Below are 21037 nucleotides of genomic sequence, written 5' to 3' on the forward strand. Positions count from 1 at the left end.
CCGACTCCCTGGACAATAGAAACGATTGAGGTCAGATCCTGTCCTCAATGGCGCGCGGGAGCCGCTGGAATCGAGAACGGCCCGGGACGCCTCGCAGAGCGGTTCAGCAGACCGGTTCAGGCACCCGGTTCAAGCACCCGGTTCAGAACGGGAAGCCGCTGCGGCCGTGCTGCACCGAGATCCACTTGACGGTGGTGAAGACCTCCAGCGTCGTCTCACCGTTCAGACGGCCGAGACCGGAGTGCTTCTCGCCGCCGAAGGGCACGAGCGGCTCGTCGTGGACGGTGCCGTCGTTCACATGGAACATGCCGGTGTCGATCTGCTTGGCGAAGGCGACACCCCGCTCGATGTCCCCGGTGTGGACGGCGCCGCTGAGGCCGTAGGGGGTGTCGTTGACGATCCGGACGGCCTCCGCCTCGTCGTCGAACGGGACGAGGAAGACCACCGGCCCGAAGACCTCCTGCTGGAGCAGCTCGGAGCCGGCCGGGAGATCGGTGAGCACGCTGGGTTCGACCAGGTTGTCGGTGACGGCTCCCCGCACGAGGGCCGTGGCGCCCTCGGCGAGCGCCTGCTCGACCGTGCCCGAGACGGCGTTGGCCTGAGCGGAGTTGATCACCGGACCGATGACGGTCTCCGGGTCGCGCGGGTCGCCGACCTTGAGCGTCCGGACCTTGGCGACGAACTTCTCGGTGAACTCGTCGGCGACGCGACGGTCCACGAGGACCCGGTTGGCGGCCATGCAGACCTGGCCCTGGTGGACGAACCGGCTGAAGACGGCCGCGTCCACGGCGTAGTCGAGGTCGGCGTCGTCCAGCACCACCAGCGCGCTGTTGCCGCCCAGTTCGAGCACCGAGCGCTTGAAGTTCCGGGCGCAGACGGTGGCGACGTGCCGGCCGACCTTGTCGGAGCCGGTGAAGGAGATGACCTTGGGGACCGGGTGCTCGATGAACGCGTCGCCGATCTCGGCTATGTCGGTCACCACGACGTTGAGCAGGCCGCCGGGCAGTCCGGCCTCCTCGAAGATCCGGGCGATCAGGGTGCCGCCGGCGATCGGTGTGTTCTGGTGCGGCTTGAGGACGACGGCGTTGCCGAGCGCGAGGGCCGGGGCCACCGACTTCAGCGACAGCAGGAACGGGAAGTTGAAGGGGCTGATCACGCCCACGACCCCGACCGGCACCCGGTAGACGCGGTTCTCCTTGCCGTCGACCGGGGAAGGCAGGATCTTGCCCTCGGGGCGCAGCGCGAGGTGGATCGACTCGCGCAGGAACTCCTTGGCGAGGTGCAGTTCGAAGCCGGCCTTCACGCGGGTGCCGCCCAGTTCCGCGATGATCAGGTCGGCTATCTCCTGCTCGCGGTCCTCGATCAGTCTGAGCGCCCGCTCGAAGACCGCGCGGCGGGTGTAGGGGTTGGTCTCGGCCCAACGCTTCTGGGCGCGGGCGGCGGCCTGGTACGCATCGTCCACCTCGCCGACCGTGGCCACCGTGATCGAGGCCAGCTTCTCGCCGTCGTAGGGATTGAAGTCGATCACGTCCCAGGAGCCCGAGCCCGGCCGCCACTCGCCGTCGATGAACTGCTGGGCCAGGTCGGTGAAGTAGGACGACATGTGATCTCTCCATCGCTAGCGGACACCGGATCTACGCCACGTCTGATCACCCATCATCGTACTTGTGTGTCAGGAGAGTTGGAGCAGGCCCCGGAGTAGATCACGACTCTCGTCCGGGCCCGGGCTGTCCTGTTGCAGCTCCTTCAGGGCCTGCTCGTACTGGGCGACGTCCTCGCGCTTGTCGAGATAGAGGGCGCTGGTCAGCTGCTCCAGGTAGACCACGTCGGACAGGTCCGCGTCGGGGAAGCTGAGGATGGTGAAGGCGCCGCTCTCGCCGGAGTGCCCGCCGAAGCCGAACGGCATGATCTGCAGACGCACGTTGGGCCGCTGGGAGACGTCGATCAGATGCTGGAGCTGGCCACGCATCACGTCGCGGTCGCCGTAGGGGCGGCGCAGGGCGGCCTCGTCCAGGACGATGTGGAACTCCGGGGCGTTGCCGGCGAGCAGATACCTCTGCCGCTCGAGCCGCAGCGCCACCCTCCGCTCCACGTCGGCGACGCTCGCGCCCTTCATGCCGCGCCGGACCACCGCGCGCGCGTACTCCTCGGTCTGCAGCAGTCCGTGCACGAACTGCACCTCGTAGACGCGGATCAGCGAGGCGGCGCCCTCCAGGCCCACATAGGTGGGGAACCAGCTCGGCAGGACGTCGGTGTAACTGTGCCACCAGCCCGCCACGTTGGCCTCGCGGGCGAGGGAGAGCAGCGATTCGCGCTCGGCCCCGTCGGTGATGCCGTACAGCGTCAGCAGGTCTTCCACGTCTCTGGTCTTGAAGCTCACCCGGCCCAGCTCCATCCGGCTGATCTTCGACTCGGAAGCGCGGATCGAATAACCCGCCGCCTCGCGCGTGATCCCCCGCGCTTCACGCAGTCGCCTGAGTTGCGAGCCGAGCAGCATCCGCCGCACCACCGATCCGGGCTCTCCCGCGCTCACTTTCGCCAGCCTCCCCAACCGTCTTCAGGTGCCGCAGTCTGCCACTAAAACACTTCGAGCAGTACTCGGACGGTTACGGAAACGGAAAGAGGTCGGCCGTTTCCGTCCGCTCCGGACCGGTAAAAGGTCGGGACCACTGGCGGAAACCGCCAGGAGAATGACAGAAAAAATGGCCAAGAAGCGGTACGGGTGGGCTCATTTCGGTCACGTGCACGTGCATCTGCCCTTGCATCTGCTCTTGGCTTCCGAAACCATGGTGCCGCGCCACCGCTGCATCGCAACGACCGCGAATTCCGGGAGTGCCTCGCATGGGGACGAATGGATCGACCATGCTCAAGCCGTTACGGCAGGGCCTTCCGCCACTGGACCCCACGGCCGTGTCCGATGCCGCCTCCTGCGCCCTGCCCGCCCGTTACGAGGCGGTGCGCGAGGCCCGGTGCTTCACCCGCGACACGCTCGACAAGTGGGACGCCGGCGAGCGCTTCGACGACATATGCCTCGTCGTCTCCGAACTCGTCACCAACGCCCTGCGCCACGCCGTGCCGGCCGACCAGGGCCGCCGCGACGAACAGAGCCCGTGCGTACGGCTGCACTTGATGCGCTGGACCGAGCGGCTGGTGTGCGCCGTGCGCGACCCGAGCCACGAGACCCCGGCCCCGCGCGACTCGGACGACTTCTCGGCCGAGTCGGGGCGCGGGCTGTTCCTGGTCGACTCCTTCGCCGACGGCTGGGGCTGGCACCCGCTCGCGGGCACCCTCGACGGCAAGGTCGTCTGGGCCATGTTCCGGCTCCCACCCTGCGACTGACGCTCCACGGCACCGGCGGACGCCCCGGGTCTACGCGCGTTGAAGGGAGCCTTCAGGCACCGTGACGACGCGCGTTGACGCGGGGCACTCCGGGGCCGCTCTCCAGGGCGTGTCCCCGCGGTGACGCGAGGCGCTCCTCCATGCGAGCGCACCCTGGACATCGTTGCCATTCCCCGCGAGTCCGGCACGGATCCCTGATCAACTCGCTATCAGATGGTCGAACTCGCCGTCCTTGACACCGAGGAGCATCGCCTCGATCTCCGCGCGCGTGTAGACGAGCGCGGGGCCGTCCGGGAAACGCGAGTTGCGTACGGCGACCTCGCCCCCCGGAAGTCGCGCGAACTCCACACAGGAACCCTGCGAATTGCTGTGCCTGCTCTTCTGCCAGGCCACCCCGTCCAGCTGCGTGGCAGCCATGCCGTTGTGCACGTCAAACCCCCCGTAAAGGCCGTCAACGTCGCGATCCACAGGTCGCTCCCCGGTGGTGCTGGCTGATGTGACCATGGATGCCGTGGTCAACTGTTCCGGATCATAACCCCGTTCACGTGCAGACGCTCGGGCATATGCACGTGCACGGGCGGTGTTCCCGCAGTTACAGCTTTGACGTGTGCTTTACCCGAATCGCTCCAGCGCCTGCCCCGGAGCAGGCAGCACATGCCCTCGACGATCCCCTTCGTGATCTTCCATGCCGTCGTCCGCGCCGGGTCCTCCGGGTCGCGTTGCGTGCGCATCAGGGAGAGACGCGTACCGGGCCCTTCCTGTTCCCGGGTTCAGGTGAGGATCCCGTGCGGGTGATCGGCCGGATCGGCGTCCGCCCACCGGAGGGACGGCATCCGCTCGACGGCGTAGGCGAGTACCCGCACCTTCGCGCCTCGCGAAGGCGGGAGTCGGGACGCGTGACGGAGGTCATCCGGTACCGGTGGCCGACCCGGAACCGCGCCGGGACCGCTCCGACGGGCAGGGACGGGTCGCTTGTCCTCGGGCCGGCCCGGGTGGGGCCGGCCCGAGGGGATGACGGTGGATCGCGGAGGATCGCGGAGGATCGCGGTGCGGGGACCGGGAGCACTCCGGGAGCCTGCTGGTAGCTTGCTGCGGGCCGTCCGGCCGAGGGCGGCCGGCCGCTACAGCATGGGAGCTTTCCGGTGACTTCTGCGACAGCGAGGGTGCGGAGCGCGGCACTGGCCGCGGGACTGGCGGGTGCGCTGGCGCTGGCGCTGACGGCGTGCGGCGGAGGCGACTCGAAGGGCGACTCGTCATCGCCGTCCAGCGCCGGTACGACCCCGTCGCCGAGCACCGGCTCCACAAGCGTGACCGGTACTTCCGGTCAGCTTCAGGGCAGCTGGATCACCACCGCCGGCGGCAAGGTCGTGGCCCTGGTGATCAACGGGAAGAAGGCCGGCGTCTTCGCGACCGGCGGGACGGTGTGCAGCGGGACGGCCGGGAGCGAGTCGGGTATGCGCATGATCCATCTGACCTGCACCGACGGCAGCAAGGACCGGGTCAGCGGAATGGTCGACTCGGTGGACGCCAAGACGATGAAGGTGACCTGGTCGGGCAAGCTCGGCCAGGAGACCTACACCAGGGCCGAGGGCGGCAAGCTGCCGTCGGGGCTGCCGTCCCACTGACGCGCTGATCTGGCGCCGGCCGGGCCGGGCGCTCGGCGCGGGGTGGCCCGGCGCGGCTCGGCGCGGTGGTCCGGAAGGACGCTCGAAGCGGTGATTCGGGAGGGGCGCGCGAACGGGGCCCGGTCGAAGGCGCCATGATGCAGGGGCACCGTCACGCACTCGATGGGGACCTGTTTATGCGCGCCTTTCCGCTCACCGTCACCGCCCTCGCCGCCGCCCTGCTGCTCACCGCCTGCCACAGCGGCGGGGGCGACAGCGGTAACAAGAACAGCTCGGCCTGCAAGATCGGCGGGGTGTCGCTGCAGATCGGGTCGGCGAGCGTGGCCCCGGCCGCCGGTGACAGCGGAGAGGTGCCGGTCAGCATCACCAACCAGAGTGCCCCCTGCACCCTGGACGACTTCCCCGGCGCCGTCCTGAAGGACGGCGGCACCGAACACAAGGTCGGCGTCCTGGCGGGCGCCAAGCCGCAGAAGCTGAAGCTCGCCAAGGGCGATTCCGCGTCCTTCACGATCAGCTACGTGCGCGGCAAGGCGAACGACAAGAGCGGCCTGGCGGCGAAGACGGTGGAGATCAGCCTGCCCGGCTCGACCGCCACCCGCGGCTTCCCGTGGTCGTACGGCCCCGTCGCCCTCAAGGACGCCAGTGGTCGGCCGAACGCCGCCGTCAGCGCCTTCCAGCAGGTCGGAGACTGAGACACACCGAGCCCGGGGCCTCGCGACCCGCCGGGGCCGGGGCCCGGCGGCCGGTCCCGGGCCCGGGATCACGGTCGCACCGGGGTTCAGGGCAGCCGGCGACGGCCTTCGACCTGGGCCCGGTCGGCCGCCGCGGTGCCCTCGGTCCAGCCCGCGGCATCGCTCACACCGCGCAGCCGGGTCGTGGTGGTCTCGGGGAACATGCGCTCCATGTGGCCGGTCACGGCTATCGCGCGCGTGGCCAGCACCGGCAGCAGGTCCCGGGTGACCTGCGTCTCGGCCACGGCCGCGAGCCGGTCACCCAAGCGGTGCGCGTAGGCGGCGAGGAACGACTGCCGGAAGGTCTTGGTCCGCTTGCGGCCGCCGGCTCTCTGCGCCGCCTCCGCCCGGGTCATCGTGTGCGTGGCCTGCACCAGCAGGGAGGTGTAGAGCAGCTCGACCGCCTCCAGGTCCGCCTCGAAGCCGACGACCGTGGAGAAACCGAGCGCCTCGTTCCACACCGCCCGGCAGTGGTTCGCGGTGGCGACGGCGTCCAGCAGCACCGCCTTGGCCTGCTCGTACGGCGGCTCGACTCCGATCCGGCAGGCGCCGGGCGCGTCCGGGGCGGGCGCCTCGGCGGCGATCAGCGCCTCGTCGACGCTGTGCCGGGCCATCAGCTCCTGCGCCTTGGCGCTGAGCGCCTCCGCCTCCTCCGGGTAGCCGGTCGCCTCGGCCTTGGCGAGCAGCGCCCGGATGCGGGTGAGCATGCGGGAGGCGGCAGGGCCGGGAGCGCGGCGGGATTCCTCCTCCAACGGCTCCAGGGCGGGCAGGCGCAACAACAGGCGGTACAGCTCCAGGACGACGGTGGCGTACGCGAAACGATCGGCTCCGGGCGCGGGGTCCCCCGGCAGCGCCTCCAGCTGGGCGGTCCAGCGCGGCCCGCGCGGCCGGTCGCGGCCGGTCTGCGCCCGCACCAGTGCGGCAGCCAGGCGGACATGCGGCTTGTCGAGCTCGCGGCGCACGAACCGTATGACGTCGGCGGGCTGCCAGCCGCGCCGCCAGGCCGCAGCGATGAACTCCTCGCCCCGCCGGGCGAGTTCGGTGTCCGCGCCGGGGTCGGCGGCGAGCAGGGAGGCGCCCGTGTCGAGGCCGGTGTCGGTGTCGTCGTACAGGGAGGCCGCGAGGGCCCGCTCGACGGTGCTGGCAGTGCTGGTCACGTCGTCGATCGTGCCATGCCCGGCCGACAGCGGGCCGAAGTCGTCCACAGCCTGTGGATAACATCCTCGACCGTCACGCCAGGGCCGTCGCGGACCAGAGGAATGGAGGCGCCGAGAGTGTCAACCAAAGGTTGACACCGGCAGAGGCGCAACCTACGGTTGACACATGGCGACCAACGGGAACATCACGGCATCCGTGCGCCTCGACGACCTCATCGAGGCGATCAAGCGGGTTCACACCGAACCCCTCGACCAGCTCCGGGACGCGGTGATCGCGGCCGATCACCTCGGAGACGTGGCCGACCATCTGATCGGCCACTTCGTGGACCAGGCCCGCCGCTCGGGCGCCTCCTGGACCGACATCGGCAAGAGCATGGGCGTGACCCGGCAGGCGGTGCAGAAGCGGTTCGTGCCGAAGGAGTCCACGGGCCCCGACCTCAACCAGGGCTTCAGCCGCTACACCCCACGCGCGCAGCACGCGGTCATGGCCGCCCACGGCGAGGCGGTGGCCGCCCGCACCCCCGAGGGCCGGCCCGAGCACCTGACCCTCGGGCTGCTGGCCGAGCCGGAGGGCCTGGCCGCGAAGGCCATCACCGAACAGGGCGTCACCCTGGACGCCGTACGGCAGGCCGCGGCCGCCGCGCTGCCACCCGCGGCGGACGACATCCCCGAGCTGATCCCCTACGGCCCCGAGGCCAAGAAGGTCCTGGAGCTCACCTTCCGCGAGGCTCTGCGGCTCGGCCACAACTACATCGGGACCGAGCACATCCTGCTCGCCCTGCTGGAGCACGAGAACGGCCAGGGCGTGCTCAGCGGACTCGGCATCACCAAGACGAGGACCGAGGAGTACGTCCGCAAGGTGCTGGCGGTGCTGCTGGAGCAGACGAAGGAGGCGGCCGCGGCGGCCGAGTCCGCGACCGGCCCCACGGCCCGGCCGGAGGACTGAAACCGCGGGTCGATCCGGAAGGACCGAAACCCCAGGTCGGTCAGGGGGACCGGAACCCCAGGCCGGTCAGGGGGGACCGAAACCCCAGGTCGGTCCGGGGACCGAAACCGCAGGTAGGACGCATTGTCAGAGCCGCCTGCCACACTCGCCGTCATGACCGACCGGTGGGCACTCGCGCCGGCCGAGGACGGTGGCGTGGACGTCGCCCCCCTCGGCCCGGACGGGCTGCCCGCCGGACCGGTCCGGCGGGAGAGCACTCTCGCCGGGGCGGTGCGCGGCCGCCCGGAGGTGACGCGCTGGGTGTGGCGGTCGACCCCCGAGGTCTATCCGCGTCTGCTCGCCACGGGGGTGCGAGTGGAGCGGTGCTACGACATCGAGGACGCCGAGACACTCCTGCTGGGCCACGAGGGGCGGTACGGCGAGCCACGCTCGGCCGCCGCCGCCGTGGCCCGCCTCCGCGGCGGCCCCGTACCGCCCGACCCGCCGCTGCGCGCGGCTGTCCCGAACGCCCAGTCCCCACTGTTCGAGCCCGCCGGCGTCCAGCTGCCCCTCGCGGACCTCCTCGCGGTCTACGCCGACCAGCAGCGGCGTCACCGCCGGACCGCCCACCCCGACCGGATGCGACTGCTGACGGCCGCCGAGTCGGCCGGCATGCTCGTGGCCGCCGAGATGAACCACGCGGGCCTGCCCTGGAGCGCCGAGGTCCACCGCGAGCTGCTGCGCGACCTGCTCGGCGAGCGGTACGCGGGCCGCGGCGAGCCGCGCCGCCTCGCCGAACTGGCGGAGGAGGTGTCCGCAGCCTTCGGCCGCCGGGTGCGGCCGGACCTGCCGGCCGATGTGATCAAAGCCTTCGCGCAGGCCGGGATCAAGGTCGGGTCGACCCGCCGCTGGGAGATCCGGTCCGTCGACCACCCGGCCGTCGAACCACTGCTGGAGTACAAGAAGCTGTACCGGATCTGGGTGGCGCACGGCTGGTCCTGGCTGCAGGACTGGGTGCGCGAGGGCCGCTTCCGCCCCGAGTTCCTCGCCGGCGGCACGGTCACCGGGCGCTGGGTGACCAACGGCGGGGGCGCCCTGCAGATCCCCAAGGTGATCCGGCGAGCCGTGGTCGCCGACCCCGGCTGGCGGCTGGTGGTGGCCGACGCCGACCAGATGGAGCCGCGCGTCCTGGCCGCCATCTCCCGCGATCCCGGCCTGATGGAGGTGGCCGGCCGCGAGAGCGACCTGTACCAGTCCGTCTCCGACCGCGCCTTCTCCGGCGACCGCGACCAGGCCAAGCTCGCCGTGCTCGGCGCGGTCTACGGCCAGACCTCCGGCGACGGCCTGAAGAACCTCGCCGCGCTGCGCCGCCGCTTCCCCAAGGCCGTCGCCTACGTCGACGACGCCGCACGCGCGGGCGAGGAGGGCCGGCTGGTGCGCACCTGGCTGGGCCGGACCTGCCCGCCGGTGGCCGGCTCGGACGGGGACCCGGCGGAGGAGGCCGGCATCCCCGTCGGCGAGGACGACACCGGGACACGGGACGACGGCCGAAGCCGGACATCCGGCCACTCCTCGGCCGACTCCCGCGCGCGGGGCCGCTTCGCGCGGAACTTCGTCATCCAGGGCAGCGCCGCCGACTGGGCGTTGCTGCTGCTCGCCGCGTTGCGCCAGGCCTGCGCCGGCCTGGAGGCCGAGCTGGTCTTCTTCCAGCACGACGAGGTGATCGTGCACTGTCCCGCCGAGGAGGCCGACGCCGTCGTCGAGGCCATCCGCGAGTCCGCCGCCCTCGCCGGACGGCTGACCTTCGGTGAGACACCGGTGCGGTTCCCGTTCAGCACGGCGGTGGTGGAGTGTTATGCCGACGCCAAGTGAGCCGGTCCGGTGCGGCCGTTCAGCGCGCGAGCAGCTCCCGCAGCTCGGCCTGGACCGTCTGCTCGTCCGTTCCGTCCAGCGCCGCGAGCGCCGCGCGCCAGGCCTCGCGCGCCTCCGCCCGCCGCCCCTGCGCGCGCAGCAACAGGCCGTACTGGTGCCGGGCCAGACCGCCCGTGTAGCGGTCGGCACGGGCCTCGGCGCGGCGCAACAGCTCCGCGCACTCACCGCCCGCCCGCTCGCTCTCCCCCAGTTCCCGCAGCGCCCGGACCAGTCCGAGCCGGGTCTGCGACTCCCCGTGCCAGTCGCCGTGGCCGCCGAGGATGCGCAGGCTCTCCTCGAAGTGCCGGGCGGCGGCATCCGGTTCGTCGAGGGTGAGATGGGCGTAGCCGATGTTGCAGTGCGCCGAGTGCCGCACGATGACCGCGCCGATCGCCTCTCCGATCGCCAGCGAGCGCCGGTGCTGGTCGATGGCGGCGCGCGGGTCGCTGTGCTCGTAGAGATTGCCGAGGTGGCTGTGGGTGACCGCCTCGCCGTAGGGGTCGTTCAGCCGTCGCGAATACGCGAGGCTCTGGCGTAGCGCCTCTCCGGACTCCTCGAACCGCCCCAGCCCCTCCAGCAGCAGACCCCGGTTGTTCAGACAGCGCCGGATCCTGGCGGCCATACCGAGCCGTCGCCAGATCTCCAGCGCCTGGTCGGTGAGGGCGAGCGCGTCGTTCTGCCGCCCGGTCAGGAAGCGCAGGGCCGCCAGGTCCCCCAGCGCGTACGCCTCGGCCGCCGCGTCGGCGAGCCCCCGCGCCGCCCGGAGCCCGGCCTCGCCCAGCACCGCCATCTCCGCGACGCGACCGGTGCGCTGGACGTACGGGAAGAGCAGCCGTACGAGCGTGGAGAGTTGAGCGGCCCGGCGCGCATCGGCTGTTCCGGCGTTCCTGGCCACCAGGACGACGATGTTCTCCAACTCCACCTCGCCCCAGGCGAAGGCCACCTCGGCGGACTCGAACATGGGCAGGGCCGCGACGTCCTCGGCATGGGCGGCCGGCTGCGCGGCGGTCGGCCGACGCCGGTCGTCCTGATCGAGCCCCGGCTCCGCGATCGCCATCAGCAGCCGCTCGGCGACGGCGGCGTACCAGCGGAGTGCGGTCAGGTCGGGGGGTTGTGGGGTGGTTTTCGGCGCCGGGGTGGTGGGAGGTGAGGTGCGACCGGCGGCCGTGGCGGTGGTGGTGGCGGTGTCTGTGGGGGCGGGTCGGGGATGGCCGTCGACGCAGTTCGTCGCCGTGTCCGCCGAGACCGGGGTACGGGTGTCCGCCAGTTCGCGGGCGAAGTCGCGGACCAGGTCGTGCGGGGCGTAGCGGCCGAACGTCGTCTCCTCCAGCAGCGCGACGTCGACCAGGCGGTCCAGGGCGGCCTCGGCGCGGCGCTCGTCGGTGCCGGTGAGCCGGGCGATCAGCGGGGCACCGTAGACCGGCAGGTCGAGCGCGCCGATGTGGCGCAGGGCGAGGGCCGCGTCCCGGTCGGCCTCGCGCTCGGCGACGGCGAGGGAGTCATGGGCGACGGCCAGGGAACGCCGGACGCTCAGGTCGTCGTACTCCAGATGGTGCAACCGCTGTCCGCTGACCGCCAGTTGCCGGGCGAGTACGTCCGGGGTGAGGGCGCGGCGAGCGGCGAGCCGGGCGGCGACGACACGGAGCGCGAGCGGAAGTCGGCCGGTCAGCTCGACCAGGGCGTGCCCGGCCTCCAGGCCCTCGCGCCCGCTCACCGCGCGCAGCAGGGCCGCGCTCTCCTCGCCGGTCAACGGCCCGAGCGGGAAGCGGCGGGCGCCGTCGAGCGCGGTCAGCGGCGAACGACTGGTGACGATCACCGCGCAACCGGGGCCGGCCGGCAGCAGGGGGCGTACCTGGGCCGCGCTGGCCGCGTCGTCCAGCACCAGCAGGACCCGTGCGGGCGCCAGCAGGGAGCGGAGCAACGCGGCGGCGGCGTCGGGGTGCTCGGGGATGTTGCGGGGCTCCGTCCCGAGGTCGCGCAGCAGGGCGGAGAGGGCCTGCGTCGCGCTGAACGGGGTCATGCCCGGGGTGGCGCCGTGCAGGTTGACGTAGAGCTGGCCGTCGCTGAAACGTTCCCGCAGTTCATGCGCGACATGCAGGGCCAACGCGCTCTTGCCGACACCCGCCATACCGCTGACCACGGCTACGGCGGGGGCCGGCGCGGGCGGTTCGGTCAGCGCCTGGCGCAACCTCCGGCGTACGTCGGCGCGACCGGTGAAGTGGGCCGGAGGAGCGGGCAGCTGTGCCGGGCGCGGGGCGGTCCGCGCGGCACCGCCCCCCTCGGCTGCGGGCGCGGTCGGGGTCGGAGACGGGGATGTGGCTGCAGACGGGGAGGCGGCTCCGGCTGTGCTTGTGGCCGGAGGGCGCGTGCGCGCGTCGAGCGCCGTAGCCACCTCGACCGTCCTACCCACCTCGACCGCCGGGCTCGCGTGGACGACATCGCCCGCGTCGGCGGGCGTGTCCGCGTCGCCGGGCGTGTCCGCGTCGGCCGATGTCCCCGCGTCGGCCGCCGCGCCTGCGTCGAGCCCCGACTCCGCGTCGAGCCCCGCGTCCGCGTCGGGCCCCGCGGCAGGGTGAGCGTCGGCCGGTCGCGCCGGGCCGATCTCGCCGGTGCGCGACTGTTCGCGGCGCTCCTCTCCCCGTGGGGCCTCCACCTGCCGGGCGTACTCCCCGCGCTCCTCCGCCCGCCGCTGCCTCCCGCCGCTCCCCCGCAGCACCTCGGCATGCGCCTCGCGGACCGCCGGGCCGGGCTCGATGCCGAGTTCCTCGACCAGGCGGGCCCGCAGGTCGCGGTGGACGGCCAGCGCCTCGGCCTGGCGCCCGGTGCGGTGCAGGGCGAGCATCAGCTGACGGTGGTACACCTCGCGCAGCGGATGCTCGGCGACGAGAGCCGCCAGCTCGGGCACGAGCGCGGCCGACCGGGCGCCGCCGAGCGCGAGTTCCGCGTCGTACCGCCACTCGAACAGGAGCAGCCGCGCCTCCTTCAGGCGTTGCACGAGGGCGTAGCCGCCGAGTTCGGCCGGGAGCCCGCTGAGCGGGGTGCCCCGCCAGAGCGAGAGCGCGGCCGTGCAGGCCCGCACGACGCCCGACCAGTCCCGGCGGGCATGCGCGGCACGTGCCTCGCCGACCCGTACGTCGAACACGTGCAGATCCAACTCGCCCTGGTCGACGCGGAGCAGATACCCCGGGGGTACGGCCCTGAGGCGGTCGGGGTCGTCCAGCAGCCGGCGCAGCCGGGTGACGTGGTTGTGCAGGGACGCCTTCGCCGAGACGGGTGGCATGCCACCCCACAGCGCGTCCTTCAGCGACTCGACCGAGACGACCCGGCCGGGTTCCAGCAGCAGGGCGGCGAGCAGGGCGCGCACCTTGGGGCTGCCGATGGCCCGGACGCCGTCGTCGGTGAAGCCGGGCCGGGCGGGGGCGAGGTCGGCTTCACCGGGACCGGCGCTCTCACTACCACCGGGAGCGCCGGGACCACCGGGGTCGCCGGGGTCGCCGCCGGGCGTGCCGTAGGCGATCTCGTACGGCGGACGGTCGTAGAGGACCGGCGGCCCCAGCAGTCCGAACCGCAGCTCGTACCGCCGCATCACGCCGCTCCCCTCCCTTCCCGCGCGGCCGGGGCCGGCCGCGCTCCGGGGCGGGTGTGCGCCCGCCGTCGCCTGGCGCATTCCCGCCCTGCCGGCAACGGATTCCCGCCACCTTGTGGTCGTCGACCCAGGGCTTAATCACCCTGCCCCGGGGTATGTGCCATGGTCGCCGGGCGACTTCAAGCCAACCGATCCGCGACCATCCATCGAACCGTTGGCCACATGTTAGCGATCCGTTGGCGAATCCTGATGTGATCATTTCATCGGATCCGGTTCGACGGTGCGCGCGTAGTCGCGTAACTCGGGGGAGTGTCGCCGCCGGCTGGATCCGGGGACACAAAGGGGCCCCGGTCGGCGGAGGTGAACGACCGGGGTTCCGTCCCGTTCCCCTCGGCCGCCCCTACGGCCGGGAAGCCGGGATCGCCCGGACCGCCGGGCCGAACCGGCCTCTCCCCCGTATCAGATCACCGGCGGGCGCCCGAGCCGGGTGAGCCGCCACACCGTCCGCCAGCGCATCGGCCGCCGCTCGCCGGCAGGCTCCCGGACCCCCTCGACGAATCCGCCGAACCACGCCCGCAGCCCCGCGAGGGAACGGGTGCGGGCGAGGGTGAGCAGCGTCCACACCCCGAGGTGCAGCGGGATCAGCGACAGGGGCAGCCGGCGCCGGACCAGCCAGACGCGGTTGCGGGCGTTGACCCGGTAGTAGATGGCGTGCCGGGCCGGCGAGGTCCTGGGGTGCCGCAGCAGCAGCTCGGGGGCGTAGCGGATGTGCCAGCCGGCGTCGGCGGCCCGCCAGGCGAGGTCGGTCTCCTCGTGCGCGAAGAAGAACTCGGCGGGCCAGTCCCCGGTCTCGGCCAGCATCGCCATGCGCAGCGCGTGTCCGCCGCCGAGGAATCCGGTGACGTATCCGCCACGCGTCGGGTCGGACTTCCCCACCCGGGGCACGTGACGTTGCTGGGTCTCGCCCCGCTCGTCGGCGATACGGAAGCCGACGATGCCGAGTCGGGGCTCGGCGGCGTACAGGTCCCGTACGCGGCGCAGCACGTCGGCGTCGACGAGCAGCCCGTCGTCGTCCAGCTCCACGACGACGTCGACGTCCCCGAACTCCCGCAGTCGGCCGAGGGCGACGTTCCGACCGCCCGGGCAGCCGAGGTTCTCCTCCACGTCGATGGTGGTGACCTCGCCGGGCAGGGAGAGCCGGCGGGCGAACTCGGGCAGCCGGCAGCCGTTGCCGACGATCACGATGCGGGCCGGGGCGAGGTCCTGCTTGGCCACGGACTCCAGCAGGGCGTCGACCTCTGCGGGCCGGTTGCCCATGGTCACCACGGCGACGGCGATCCTCGGCTCGCTCACGTCCCTCACCCCATCCGCCCGACGGCGGCACCGCACCCCGACCGCGCGGCGCCCGCTGTTCACCGAGATGTTGCCTCGGATGCGCGAATTCTCCTGACGAACATTCACTTCGCGGTACGTTTTGCCGCGTTTTTTGCCGACGAGCCGGCCCGCGGGCGGACGGTGCCGACGACACTGACGGCGGGCCGGGAGGACACCGGCCTCGGCACGGACCGTGCACGACAGCCGGACCATCAGCCCTGCCCGCAAACAGAAATCTTCACTCTGAACGAGCAAAGGGATCGTCAGCAAGCTGACGACCCCTCATGCATGATCGAGGCTGACAACACCCCTTCGACTGCGTCGGCCCTTCTGCGTGAAAGGCCGAGCCCGACCGGGGCTGGGCCCCGACGGCGAGCTGTCGATCAGCGTGACGCGGGCGGGATGCTCTGCTCGTACTGGAAGACGTTGTAGGGGTCGTACTTCGCCTTGATCTTGCGCAGCCGCTCGAAGTGGGGGCTCCCCCAGTAGGCGGTCTCCCACTCCTGCATGCCGACGTTCGGCACGTTGACGTAGGCGCCGTCCACGAAGCTGCGCATCGCCTGGCTGAATTCGGCGGTCCAGGCCTGGCATGTCGAGGTGAGCGGGTCGCAGACGCCTGGTGTCGTGGAAGGAGTCCCCCAGGCTGCGCCGATCTCGCCGTAGAAGATCGCGTCGCGGTGCACGAACGCGGTGCCGCCGCGGGGCTCCTTCTTGATCGCCCCGCGGAAGGCATCGACGAAGTAGTTGCTGTCCTCCGTGGGAGCGTGTCGCATGTAGTAGCCGATGACGTCGATCGCCTTCTTCGGGAACAGCTTCTTGGCGAACTGCGAGAAGAACTTGACGTTGGCGGGCTCCTGCGAGCGCGGGACCTGGGCTCCGGCAAAGATGGGGCCCCAGTTACCGACTTGCACCTTCACATCGGGCGTGCCGATCGACAGGATCGGGGCCAGCATCTTTTTGGCCTCTGCCGCCGTGCCCTCCGCGAGCCACGCGAACAGCAGAATCTGGGACTTGTGGATCTCGACTTCGGATCCGAGGCGGTTGTCGGCGAACGGTACCGTGCGCTGCCAGGCATCGAAGATCCCATGCAGGTCCGTAAGGCCGTCCCAGGTCGCCGTCACGTAGGCGATGCGCTTGAGCGGGTGCACCTTGTAAGTGAGTTGCGTGACAATTCCGAAGTTGCCGTTTCCTGCCCCACGGAGCGCCCAGAGGAGGTCTGAGTGGTCCTTCAGGTCGGCACGGATCACCTTGGCGCAGTCGCGACCCGACGGGACGACGATTTCGGTCCCGATCAGGCTGTCGCAGGCCATGCCGAGATAGCGGTTGAGGGGGCCAAGGCCGCCGCCGACCGTCGCGCCGACCAAACCAACGCTGCCCTCGCTTCCGGTCGTGACCGCGAGGTCCTGCTTGGCGAGCGCCGTCACCGCTTCCTGTTGGGTCAGGCCGGCGCCGACCGTCGCGATACGAGCGTTGGTGTCGATGTGGACCGACTTGAGCCGGCTGACGTCGATCACGATGCCGTTGTCGATGTTCGACCAGCCCTCCAAGGCGTGGCGGCCGCTGCGTACCCGCAGTGCGACGTTGTGCTGCCGCGCCCAGGTGAGGGCGTTCACCACGTCCTGGGTTTTCTGGGCGAAGACGATGACCAGCGGGTAGTGAGAGAACAGCTGGTCGTAGTCGATGCGATCGTCTGTGTACGAGGGGTCGCCAGGGCGGACGACGTGACCGGTCAGTTTCGCCGGCGGACATCCCGACGACCCTTTAGTCGGGTCGCTCGCGGCCGGAAGGCCCGAGGTGCTCGCGGCCGCAATGTCCGGCGCGCCCGCGGCTGTTAGACCCGGAACGACGACCGCCCCGGCGCCGGCGGCCGCTGACGCCCTGAGCAGGTAGCGGCGGGAAAAATCGCTCAAGGTCCAGATCCTCTCGATCGGGCTACGCCGGTACGCGGCTGAGTGAGCCCTTACCCGCGAGCCGCGGGCAGTCCTTTGTGGTCGACCCCCGCACGGTAACGGGGCAACCATGCGGTGCTTTCCAACACGCCAATTGAGGACGATGACGACAGCCTGAAGGAGTAACTCAGCGAAATTCCGTCATAACCGGGTGAGTGCGCTTCCCGCCCCCCTGTCCCGTACGCCCAAACCGGTCTGTACCCCGGGCGGGACGGCCGTGGCTTTCGTCACTGTTCGCCACCGTTGATGTCAGGTGTTGATGTCAGCGGGAGCCTTTCCCACGGCCAGGAGGTGCGAGCTACGCGGTCGCGGACGCAGCCGGCGGGCACTGGCCCGAGCGCGCTCGGGCGGCCTGCGTCGCGCTCATCAAGGCCGCGTCCGAGGGCGACCAAGCCTCCCTTGGCGTCAAGCTGCTCACCGACCTGTGCGACCGCGTGTTCTGCGGTGTGGATCGGATGCCGACCGCCGCCCTCCTGGAAGTCCTCCTCCAGCTCGATGACGCGCCCTGGTCCGACCTGAGCGAGGACTGACAGAGCAGCAAGCCGCTCACCGCACGCGGCCTGTCTCGGCTCCTGAGCCAGTACGTGCGCCCCGACAACAGCCCGATCAAGCCCCGCGGGATCGGGATCCGAGTCGGCAGCACGACCCCGAAGGGCTACTACGCGGAGGACCTCAGCGACGCCTGGGACCGCTACTGCCCCCTCCCTCCGGGGGATCCGCAACAGCCGCAGCACCGCAGGGCAACGAGGGTGAATCTGTGGCGGAAGCCCCTTTGGAGAGCCGCCACATGTTCGCCGAAACCGACACACGCCAGCTCCGCATCGCCGGCTGACCGGCCATCCCCGAGGCTGTCGCCGCCGCACCCCGCGCGGCGGCAGCCACATCGACAAGTTGCAGCCTGAAAAGGGCCGGTCCCATCTGTCGAAGGACGCTATGCGACGCATGGGCGAGTTCTTCGTGCCTCCGCCCGCGCGCCTTCGATTCCGGGCCCTACTGAGACCAAGACTGAGACCACCGACACCCGTGCGGCCCGTTCCCAACGTCGCCGCCGCATCCGCTGAACAACAAACCCCAGGCCAGTTGATGCCTGGCCTGGGGTTTTGGTGGAGCCGCTTTCGGGATTCGAACCCGAGACCTACGCATTACGAGTGCGTTGCTCTGGCCATCTGAGCTAAAGCGGCGCGTCGCCCGCACTATGGTGCGATCGGCAACGACGGTAAGTCTACACAGTTTCCCGAGGTGCTTCGCACCCGCCTCGGAGCGCCGGGCCGCGAGGCGGGTGGAGGGGCTATGAGCAGCGCTTTCCTTCCGTCGGCGGGGTGCCGTGGAGCAGGTAGGTGTTGATCGCCGAGTCGATGCAGGCGCTGCCCCGGCCGTAGGCGGTGTGGCCGTCGCCGGCGTAGGTCAGGAGGCGGCCCGAGGAGAGCTGGCGGGACAGCGACTGCGCCCAGCGGTAGGGGGTCGCCGGATCGCGGGTGGTGCCGATCACCACGATCGGCGCCGCGCCCCTCGCCTCGATGCGGTGCGGCTCGCCCGTCGCCTTCACCGGCCAGTACGCGCAGTTCAGGGAGGACCAGGCCAGGCCCTCGCCGAAGACCGGGGACGTCTTCTTGAACCGGGGCAGCGCCTTCTCCACCTGCTCGGGGCTGGTGAAGGCCGGCGGCAGGTCCAGGCAGTTCACGGCGGCGTTGGCCATCATCAGGTTGCTGTAGTGGCCGCTGGCGTCCCGGTCGTAGTAGCTGTCGGCGAGCGCGAGCAGCGCCGCGCCGTCCTTCTGCTTCATCGCCGAGGCCAGCGCCGCGCGCAGGTGCCCCCAGGTCCCCTCGTCGTACATCGCCGCGATCACCCCGGTGGTGGCCAGCGCCTCGCCGAGCTTGCGGCCGTCCGCGTCGCCGGCCGGCAGGGGGTGGGCGTCCAGCTCGCGGAAGAACGCCCTGAGGTGGTCGGCGACCCGGGCGGGCGTCGTGCCCTTCCCGCCGAGCGGGCAGTCGGAGTGCCGTACGCAGTTCTTCGCGAAGGCCTGGAACGCCGTCTCGAAGCCCGCCGTCTGGTCCAGGTTCAGCTCGCGGGCGCCGAGGGTGGGGTCCATCGCGCCGTCCAGGACCATGCGGCCGACCCGCCCCGGGAAGAGACCGGCGTAGGTGGCCCCGAGGAACGTTCCGTACGACGCTCCGACGTAGTTCAGCTTCCGGTCGCCCAGCGCCGCCCGCACGATGTCCATGTCCCGTGCCGCCTCGACGGTGGACACGTGCCTGAGCAGCCGTGCCGAGTGCGCTCCACAGCTCTCGGCGAACCCCTTGTCGGCCGCGACCAGCGCGTCGCGCTCCTTCGCGTCGTCGGGCGTCAGGTCCGTCCGCGCGTACGCGTCCATCCGGCGTCCGTCGAGACACTCGACGGGCTCGCTGCGGGCGACGCCCCGCGGGTCCACCGCGACCATGTCGTAGCGGGCGCGGACAACCGCCGGGTAGCCGATGCCCGCGTACTGCTGGAGGTAGCCGACCGCCGAGCCGCCCGGGCCGCCCGGGTTGACCAGCAGCGAACCGAGCGGCCGTGCCTTGCCGGTGGCCTTCTTGCGGGCGACGGCGAGCCGGACGTCACCCGAGCCGGGCTTCGTGTAGTCCAGCGGGGCCCTGAGCGTCGCGCACTGGAATCCGGTGACACCACAGCTCCGCCAGTTCGGCCGCTGCGCGTAGTACGACGTCAGGGTCGACGGCGTCGAACGCGGCAGCGCGGCCAGCGCCGCGTCCACCGTCCCGACCGTCGAGGTGGGCGGAACCCCGGGAGAGCAGGCGGTCACGAGCAGCGCGGAGGCCGCGGCCGCGAGCAGCGGGGCCAGGAGGCGGGCCGTCATCCGGGGGCGGGCGTCCCGGGTCCGGTGGGAGGTTCGGCGGCGGGGAGATGGCCTGGTGTGCATCAGGCGAGCGTAACGCTGTGCGATCGGACGGGTGCGCAGTGTATGGATTGTGGCTCGTACGGGGGATGGGGGAAGCGACGGATGCGGGATGCGCGTGGCCCACCCGAACCGCGCGGGCTCGCCCGCTCAGCCCGCCCGCAAGGCCATGGTCATCGCCTCCACCGCCAGCAGCGGGGCCACGTTGCGGTCCAGGGCGTCACGGCACGCGCCGATCGCCTCGATGCGGCGGAGGGTGGATTCCGGGGCGCTGCTCCGGGCCAGTCGCTCCAGGGCGTCCTCGGCGTCGGCGTTGGCGATCGCCACGCGCGAACCGAGCTGGAGGGCGAGGACGTCGCGGTAGAAGGCGGTGAGGTCGCCGAGGGCGACGTCCAGGCTGTCGCGCTGCGTGCGGGTTCTGCGGCGCTTCTGCATGTCCTCCAGGTCCTTCATCACGCCCGCCGTGCCCCGGGGCAGCCGTCCCCCCTGCGCGGCGCCGAGCGCCGTCTTCAGTTCCTCGGTCTCCTTGCCGTCCACTTCCTCGGCGAGCTGTTTGGCGTCCTCGGCGGCCGCGTCGACCAGTTCCTGGGCGGCCTTGAGGCAGGCGCCGACCTCGTCCAGGCGCAACGGCAGCTTGAGCACGGCGGCACGGCGCTCGCGGGCCGCCGGGTCGGTGGCCAGGCGCCGGGCGCGGTCGACATGGCCCTGTGTGGCGCGGGCCGCGGCCGCCGCGACCTCGGGTTCGACGCCGTCGCGCCGTACGAGCATGTCGGTGACCGCGGCGACGGAGGGTGTGCTGAGGTTCAGATGCCGGCAGCGGGAGCGGATCGTGGGCAGGACGTCCTCGACGGAGGGCGCGCACAGCAGCCAGACCGTGCGTGGGGCGGGCTCCTCGACGGCCTTGAGCACCGCGTTGGCCGACTTCTCGTTCAGCCGCTCGGCGTCCTCGACCAGGATGATCTGCCAGCGCCCGTTGGCGGGCGCGGTGAACGACTTGCGGACCGTGTCCCGCATGTCCCGCACCAGGATCTCGGCGCCCACCGCGGCGACCGTGCTGACGTCCGCGTGCGTGCCGAGCAGCGCGGTGTGGCAGCCGTCGCAGAAGCCGCAGCCGGGGCTTCCGCCGAGGGCGCGGTCGGGGCTCACGCACTGCAGGGCCGCGGCGAAGGCTCTGGCCGCCTGGTTGCGGCCCGCTCCGGGCGGGCCGGTGAACAGCCACGCGTGCGTCATCTTCGACGCCTCGGGCAGCGGCTCGTCGGCCGCCGCCGCGGTGACGAGGGCGTCGGCGTCCCGCGCGGCCGCGTCCAGCACCGCGCTCACCTTCTCCTGCCCGACGAGGTCGTCCCACACGGTCATGGGTCACGCCGCCCTTCCGTCACGCCACCGGCGCTTTCCGTCACGCCGTCATGCTTTCCGTCACGCTGTGATGCTTTCCGTCGCATTTCGCGCTCCGGGACCCATTGTGCGGGTGGGCACTGACAACGCGGACCGCCGGTCGTCGGGCATGGCCCGGCGGCACCCGTCGGCGATCCGACGGGCGCCGCGTCGAC

At 71.7% G+C, this 21037-nt stretch carries 14 protein-coding genes, 1 tRNA gene and 1 pseudogene; 6 read left to right on the plus strand and 10 right to left on the minus strand.

Going from position 1 to position 21037, the window contains the following annotated elements:
* Window positions 1-142: 142 nt before the first annotated feature.
* A complete protein-coding gene (locus tag ACIBA9_RS30900) occupies window positions 143-1603 on the minus strand; it encodes an aldehyde dehydrogenase family protein (protein ID WP_362150251.1) in 1461 nt (486 codons plus the stop codon).
* A gap of 69 nt (window positions 1604-1672) precedes the next feature.
* The gene (locus ACIBA9_RS30905) at window positions 1673-2497 is read right to left on the minus strand and encodes a helix-turn-helix transcriptional regulator (RefSeq protein WP_362150476.1); all 825 of its coding nucleotides are present in this window, start codon (window positions 2495-2497) and stop codon (window positions 1673-1675) included.
* A gap of 344 nt (window positions 2498-2841) precedes the next feature.
* On the opposite strand from ACIBA9_RS30905, the gene ACIBA9_RS30910 reads away from it, so the two are divergent.
* The gene (locus ACIBA9_RS30910) at window positions 2842-3339 is read left to right on the plus strand and encodes an ATP-binding protein (RefSeq protein WP_399368171.1); all 498 of its coding nucleotides are present in this window, start codon (window positions 2842-2844) and stop codon (window positions 3337-3339) included.
* A gap of 198 nt (window positions 3340-3537) precedes the next feature.
* Here the strand turns inward: ACIBA9_RS30910 and ACIBA9_RS30915 are convergent, their stop codons facing one another.
* Entirely contained in the window at window positions 3538-3756 is a 219-nt protein-coding gene (locus ACIBA9_RS30915; protein ID WP_048910258.1) for a DUF397 domain-containing protein, read from the minus strand.
* Window positions 3757-4481: 725 nt separating this feature from the next.
* Between ACIBA9_RS30915 and ACIBA9_RS30920 the strand changes: the two genes are divergently transcribed.
* Entirely contained in the window at window positions 4482-4964 is a 483-nt protein-coding gene (locus ACIBA9_RS30920) for a hypothetical protein (protein ID WP_399368174.1), read from the plus strand.
* A gap of 176 nt (window positions 4965-5140) precedes the next feature.
* On the plus strand, window positions 5141-5656 hold the full coding sequence (locus ACIBA9_RS30925; protein ID WP_399368176.1) for a DUF4232 domain-containing protein: 516 nt from the start codon (window positions 5141-5143) through the stop codon (window positions 5654-5656).
* Between the two features lie 86 nt (window positions 5657-5742).
* Here ACIBA9_RS30925 and ACIBA9_RS30930 read toward each other — a convergent pair whose 3' ends face one another.
* Window positions 5743-6852 (minus strand): DUF2786 domain-containing protein, encoded by a 1110-nt coding sequence (locus tag ACIBA9_RS30930; protein ID WP_399368177.1) that lies wholly within the window; start codon window positions 6850-6852, stop codon window positions 5743-5745.
* A gap of 166 nt (window positions 6853-7018) precedes the next feature.
* Here ACIBA9_RS30930 and ACIBA9_RS30935 point away from each other — a divergent pair, with 166 nt between their 5' ends.
* Complete coding sequence (locus ACIBA9_RS30935; RefSeq protein ID WP_399368179.1) at window positions 7019-7798, plus strand: Clp protease N-terminal domain-containing protein; 780 nt, start codon at window positions 7019-7021, stop codon at window positions 7796-7798.
* A gap of 153 nt (window positions 7799-7951) precedes the next feature.
* A complete protein-coding gene (locus ACIBA9_RS30940) occupies window positions 7952-9649 on the plus strand; it encodes a bifunctional 3'-5' exonuclease/DNA polymerase (protein WP_399368181.1) in 1698 nt (565 codons plus the stop codon).
* Window positions 9650-9668: 19 nt separating this feature from the next.
* Here ACIBA9_RS30940 and ACIBA9_RS30945 read toward each other — a convergent pair whose 3' ends face one another.
* The 3 genes from ACIBA9_RS30945 to ACIBA9_RS30955 form a co-directional block, all read right to left on the minus strand.
* Entirely contained in the window at window positions 9669-13274 is a 3606-nt protein-coding gene (locus ACIBA9_RS30945; protein ID WP_399368183.1) for a BTAD domain-containing putative transcriptional regulator, read from the minus strand.
* Window positions 13275-13733: 459 nt separating this feature from the next.
* A complete protein-coding gene (locus tag ACIBA9_RS30950; protein WP_399368185.1) occupies window positions 13734-14627 on the minus strand; it encodes a glycosyltransferase family 2 protein in 894 nt (297 codons plus the stop codon).
* A 404-nt stretch (window positions 14628-15031) separates the two neighbouring features.
* Window positions 15032-16558, minus strand: coding sequence for an FAD-binding oxidoreductase (locus ACIBA9_RS30955; RefSeq protein ID WP_399368187.1), 1527 nt, complete (start codon window positions 16556-16558; stop codon window positions 15032-15034).
* 341 nt (window positions 16559-16899) lie between these two features.
* On the opposite strand from ACIBA9_RS30955, the pseudogene ACIBA9_RS30960 reads away from it, so the two are divergent.
* Window positions 16900-17429 (plus strand): annotated as a pseudogene (locus ACIBA9_RS30960) (DUF3631 domain-containing protein); the annotation flags it as partial.
* Window positions 17430-17701: 272 nt separating this feature from the next.
* Here ACIBA9_RS30960 and ACIBA9_RS30965 read toward each other — a convergent pair.
* From ACIBA9_RS30965 to ACIBA9_RS30975, 3 genes are all read right to left on the minus strand, one after another.
* Window positions 17702-17778, minus strand: a tRNA-Thr gene (locus ACIBA9_RS30965).
* Between the two features lie 107 nt (window positions 17779-17885).
* Window positions 17886-19511, minus strand: a complete 1626-nt coding sequence (locus ACIBA9_RS30970) for an alpha/beta hydrolase (protein WP_399368189.1) — start codon at window positions 19509-19511, stop codon at window positions 17886-17888.
* Between the two features lie 126 nt (window positions 19512-19637).
* Window positions 19638-20843: a DNA polymerase III subunit delta' gene (locus ACIBA9_RS30975; protein WP_399368191.1), complete on the minus strand. Its 1206-nt coding sequence runs from the start codon at window positions 20841-20843 to the stop codon at window positions 19638-19640.
* Window positions 20844-21037: the final 194 nt, after the last annotated feature.

It is taken from the genome of Streptomyces sp. NPDC051452, assembly GCF_044454765.1.
Lineage (GTDB): Bacteria > Actinomycetota > Actinomycetes > Streptomycetales > Streptomycetaceae > Streptomyces.

Bases quoted from the DNA above. Each gene is read 5' to 3' on its own strand.
- ACIBA9_RS30900 (WP_362150251.1), bottom strand. From the start codon at position 1,603: ATGTCGTCCTACTTCACCGACCTGGCCCAGCAGTTCATCGACGGCGAG.
- ACIBA9_RS30905 (WP_362150476.1), bottom strand. From the start codon at position 2,497: ATGCTGCTCGGCTCGCAACTCAGGCGACTGCGTGAAGCGCGGGGGATC.
- ACIBA9_RS30910 (WP_399368171.1), top strand. From the start codon at position 2,842: ATGGGGACGAATGGATCGACCATGCTCAAGCCGTTACGGCAGGGCCTT.
- ACIBA9_RS30915 (WP_048910258.1), bottom strand. From the start codon at position 3,756: ATGGCTGCCACGCAGCTGGACGGGGTGGCCTGGCAGAAGAGCAGGCAC.
- ACIBA9_RS30925 (WP_399368176.1), top strand. From the start codon at position 5,141: ATGCGCGCCTTTCCGCTCACCGTCACCGCCCTCGCCGCCGCCCTGCTG.
- ACIBA9_RS30935 (WP_399368179.1), top strand. From the start codon at position 7,019: ATGGCGACCAACGGGAACATCACGGCATCCGTGCGCCTCGACGACCTC.
- ACIBA9_RS30940 (WP_399368181.1), top strand. From the start codon at position 7,952: ATGACCGACCGGTGGGCACTCGCGCCGGCCGAGGACGGTGGCGTGGAC.
- ACIBA9_RS30945 (WP_399368183.1), bottom strand. From the start codon at position 13,274: ATGCGGCGGTACGAGCTGCGGTTCGGACTGCTGGGGCCGCCGGTCCTC.
- ACIBA9_RS30970 (WP_399368189.1), bottom strand. From the start codon at position 19,511: ATGCACACCAGGCCATCTCCCCGCCGCCGAACCTCCCACCGGACCCGG.
- ACIBA9_RS30975 (WP_399368191.1), bottom strand. From the start codon at position 20,843: ATGACCGTGTGGGACGACCTCGTCGGGCAGGAGAAGGTGAGCGCGGTG.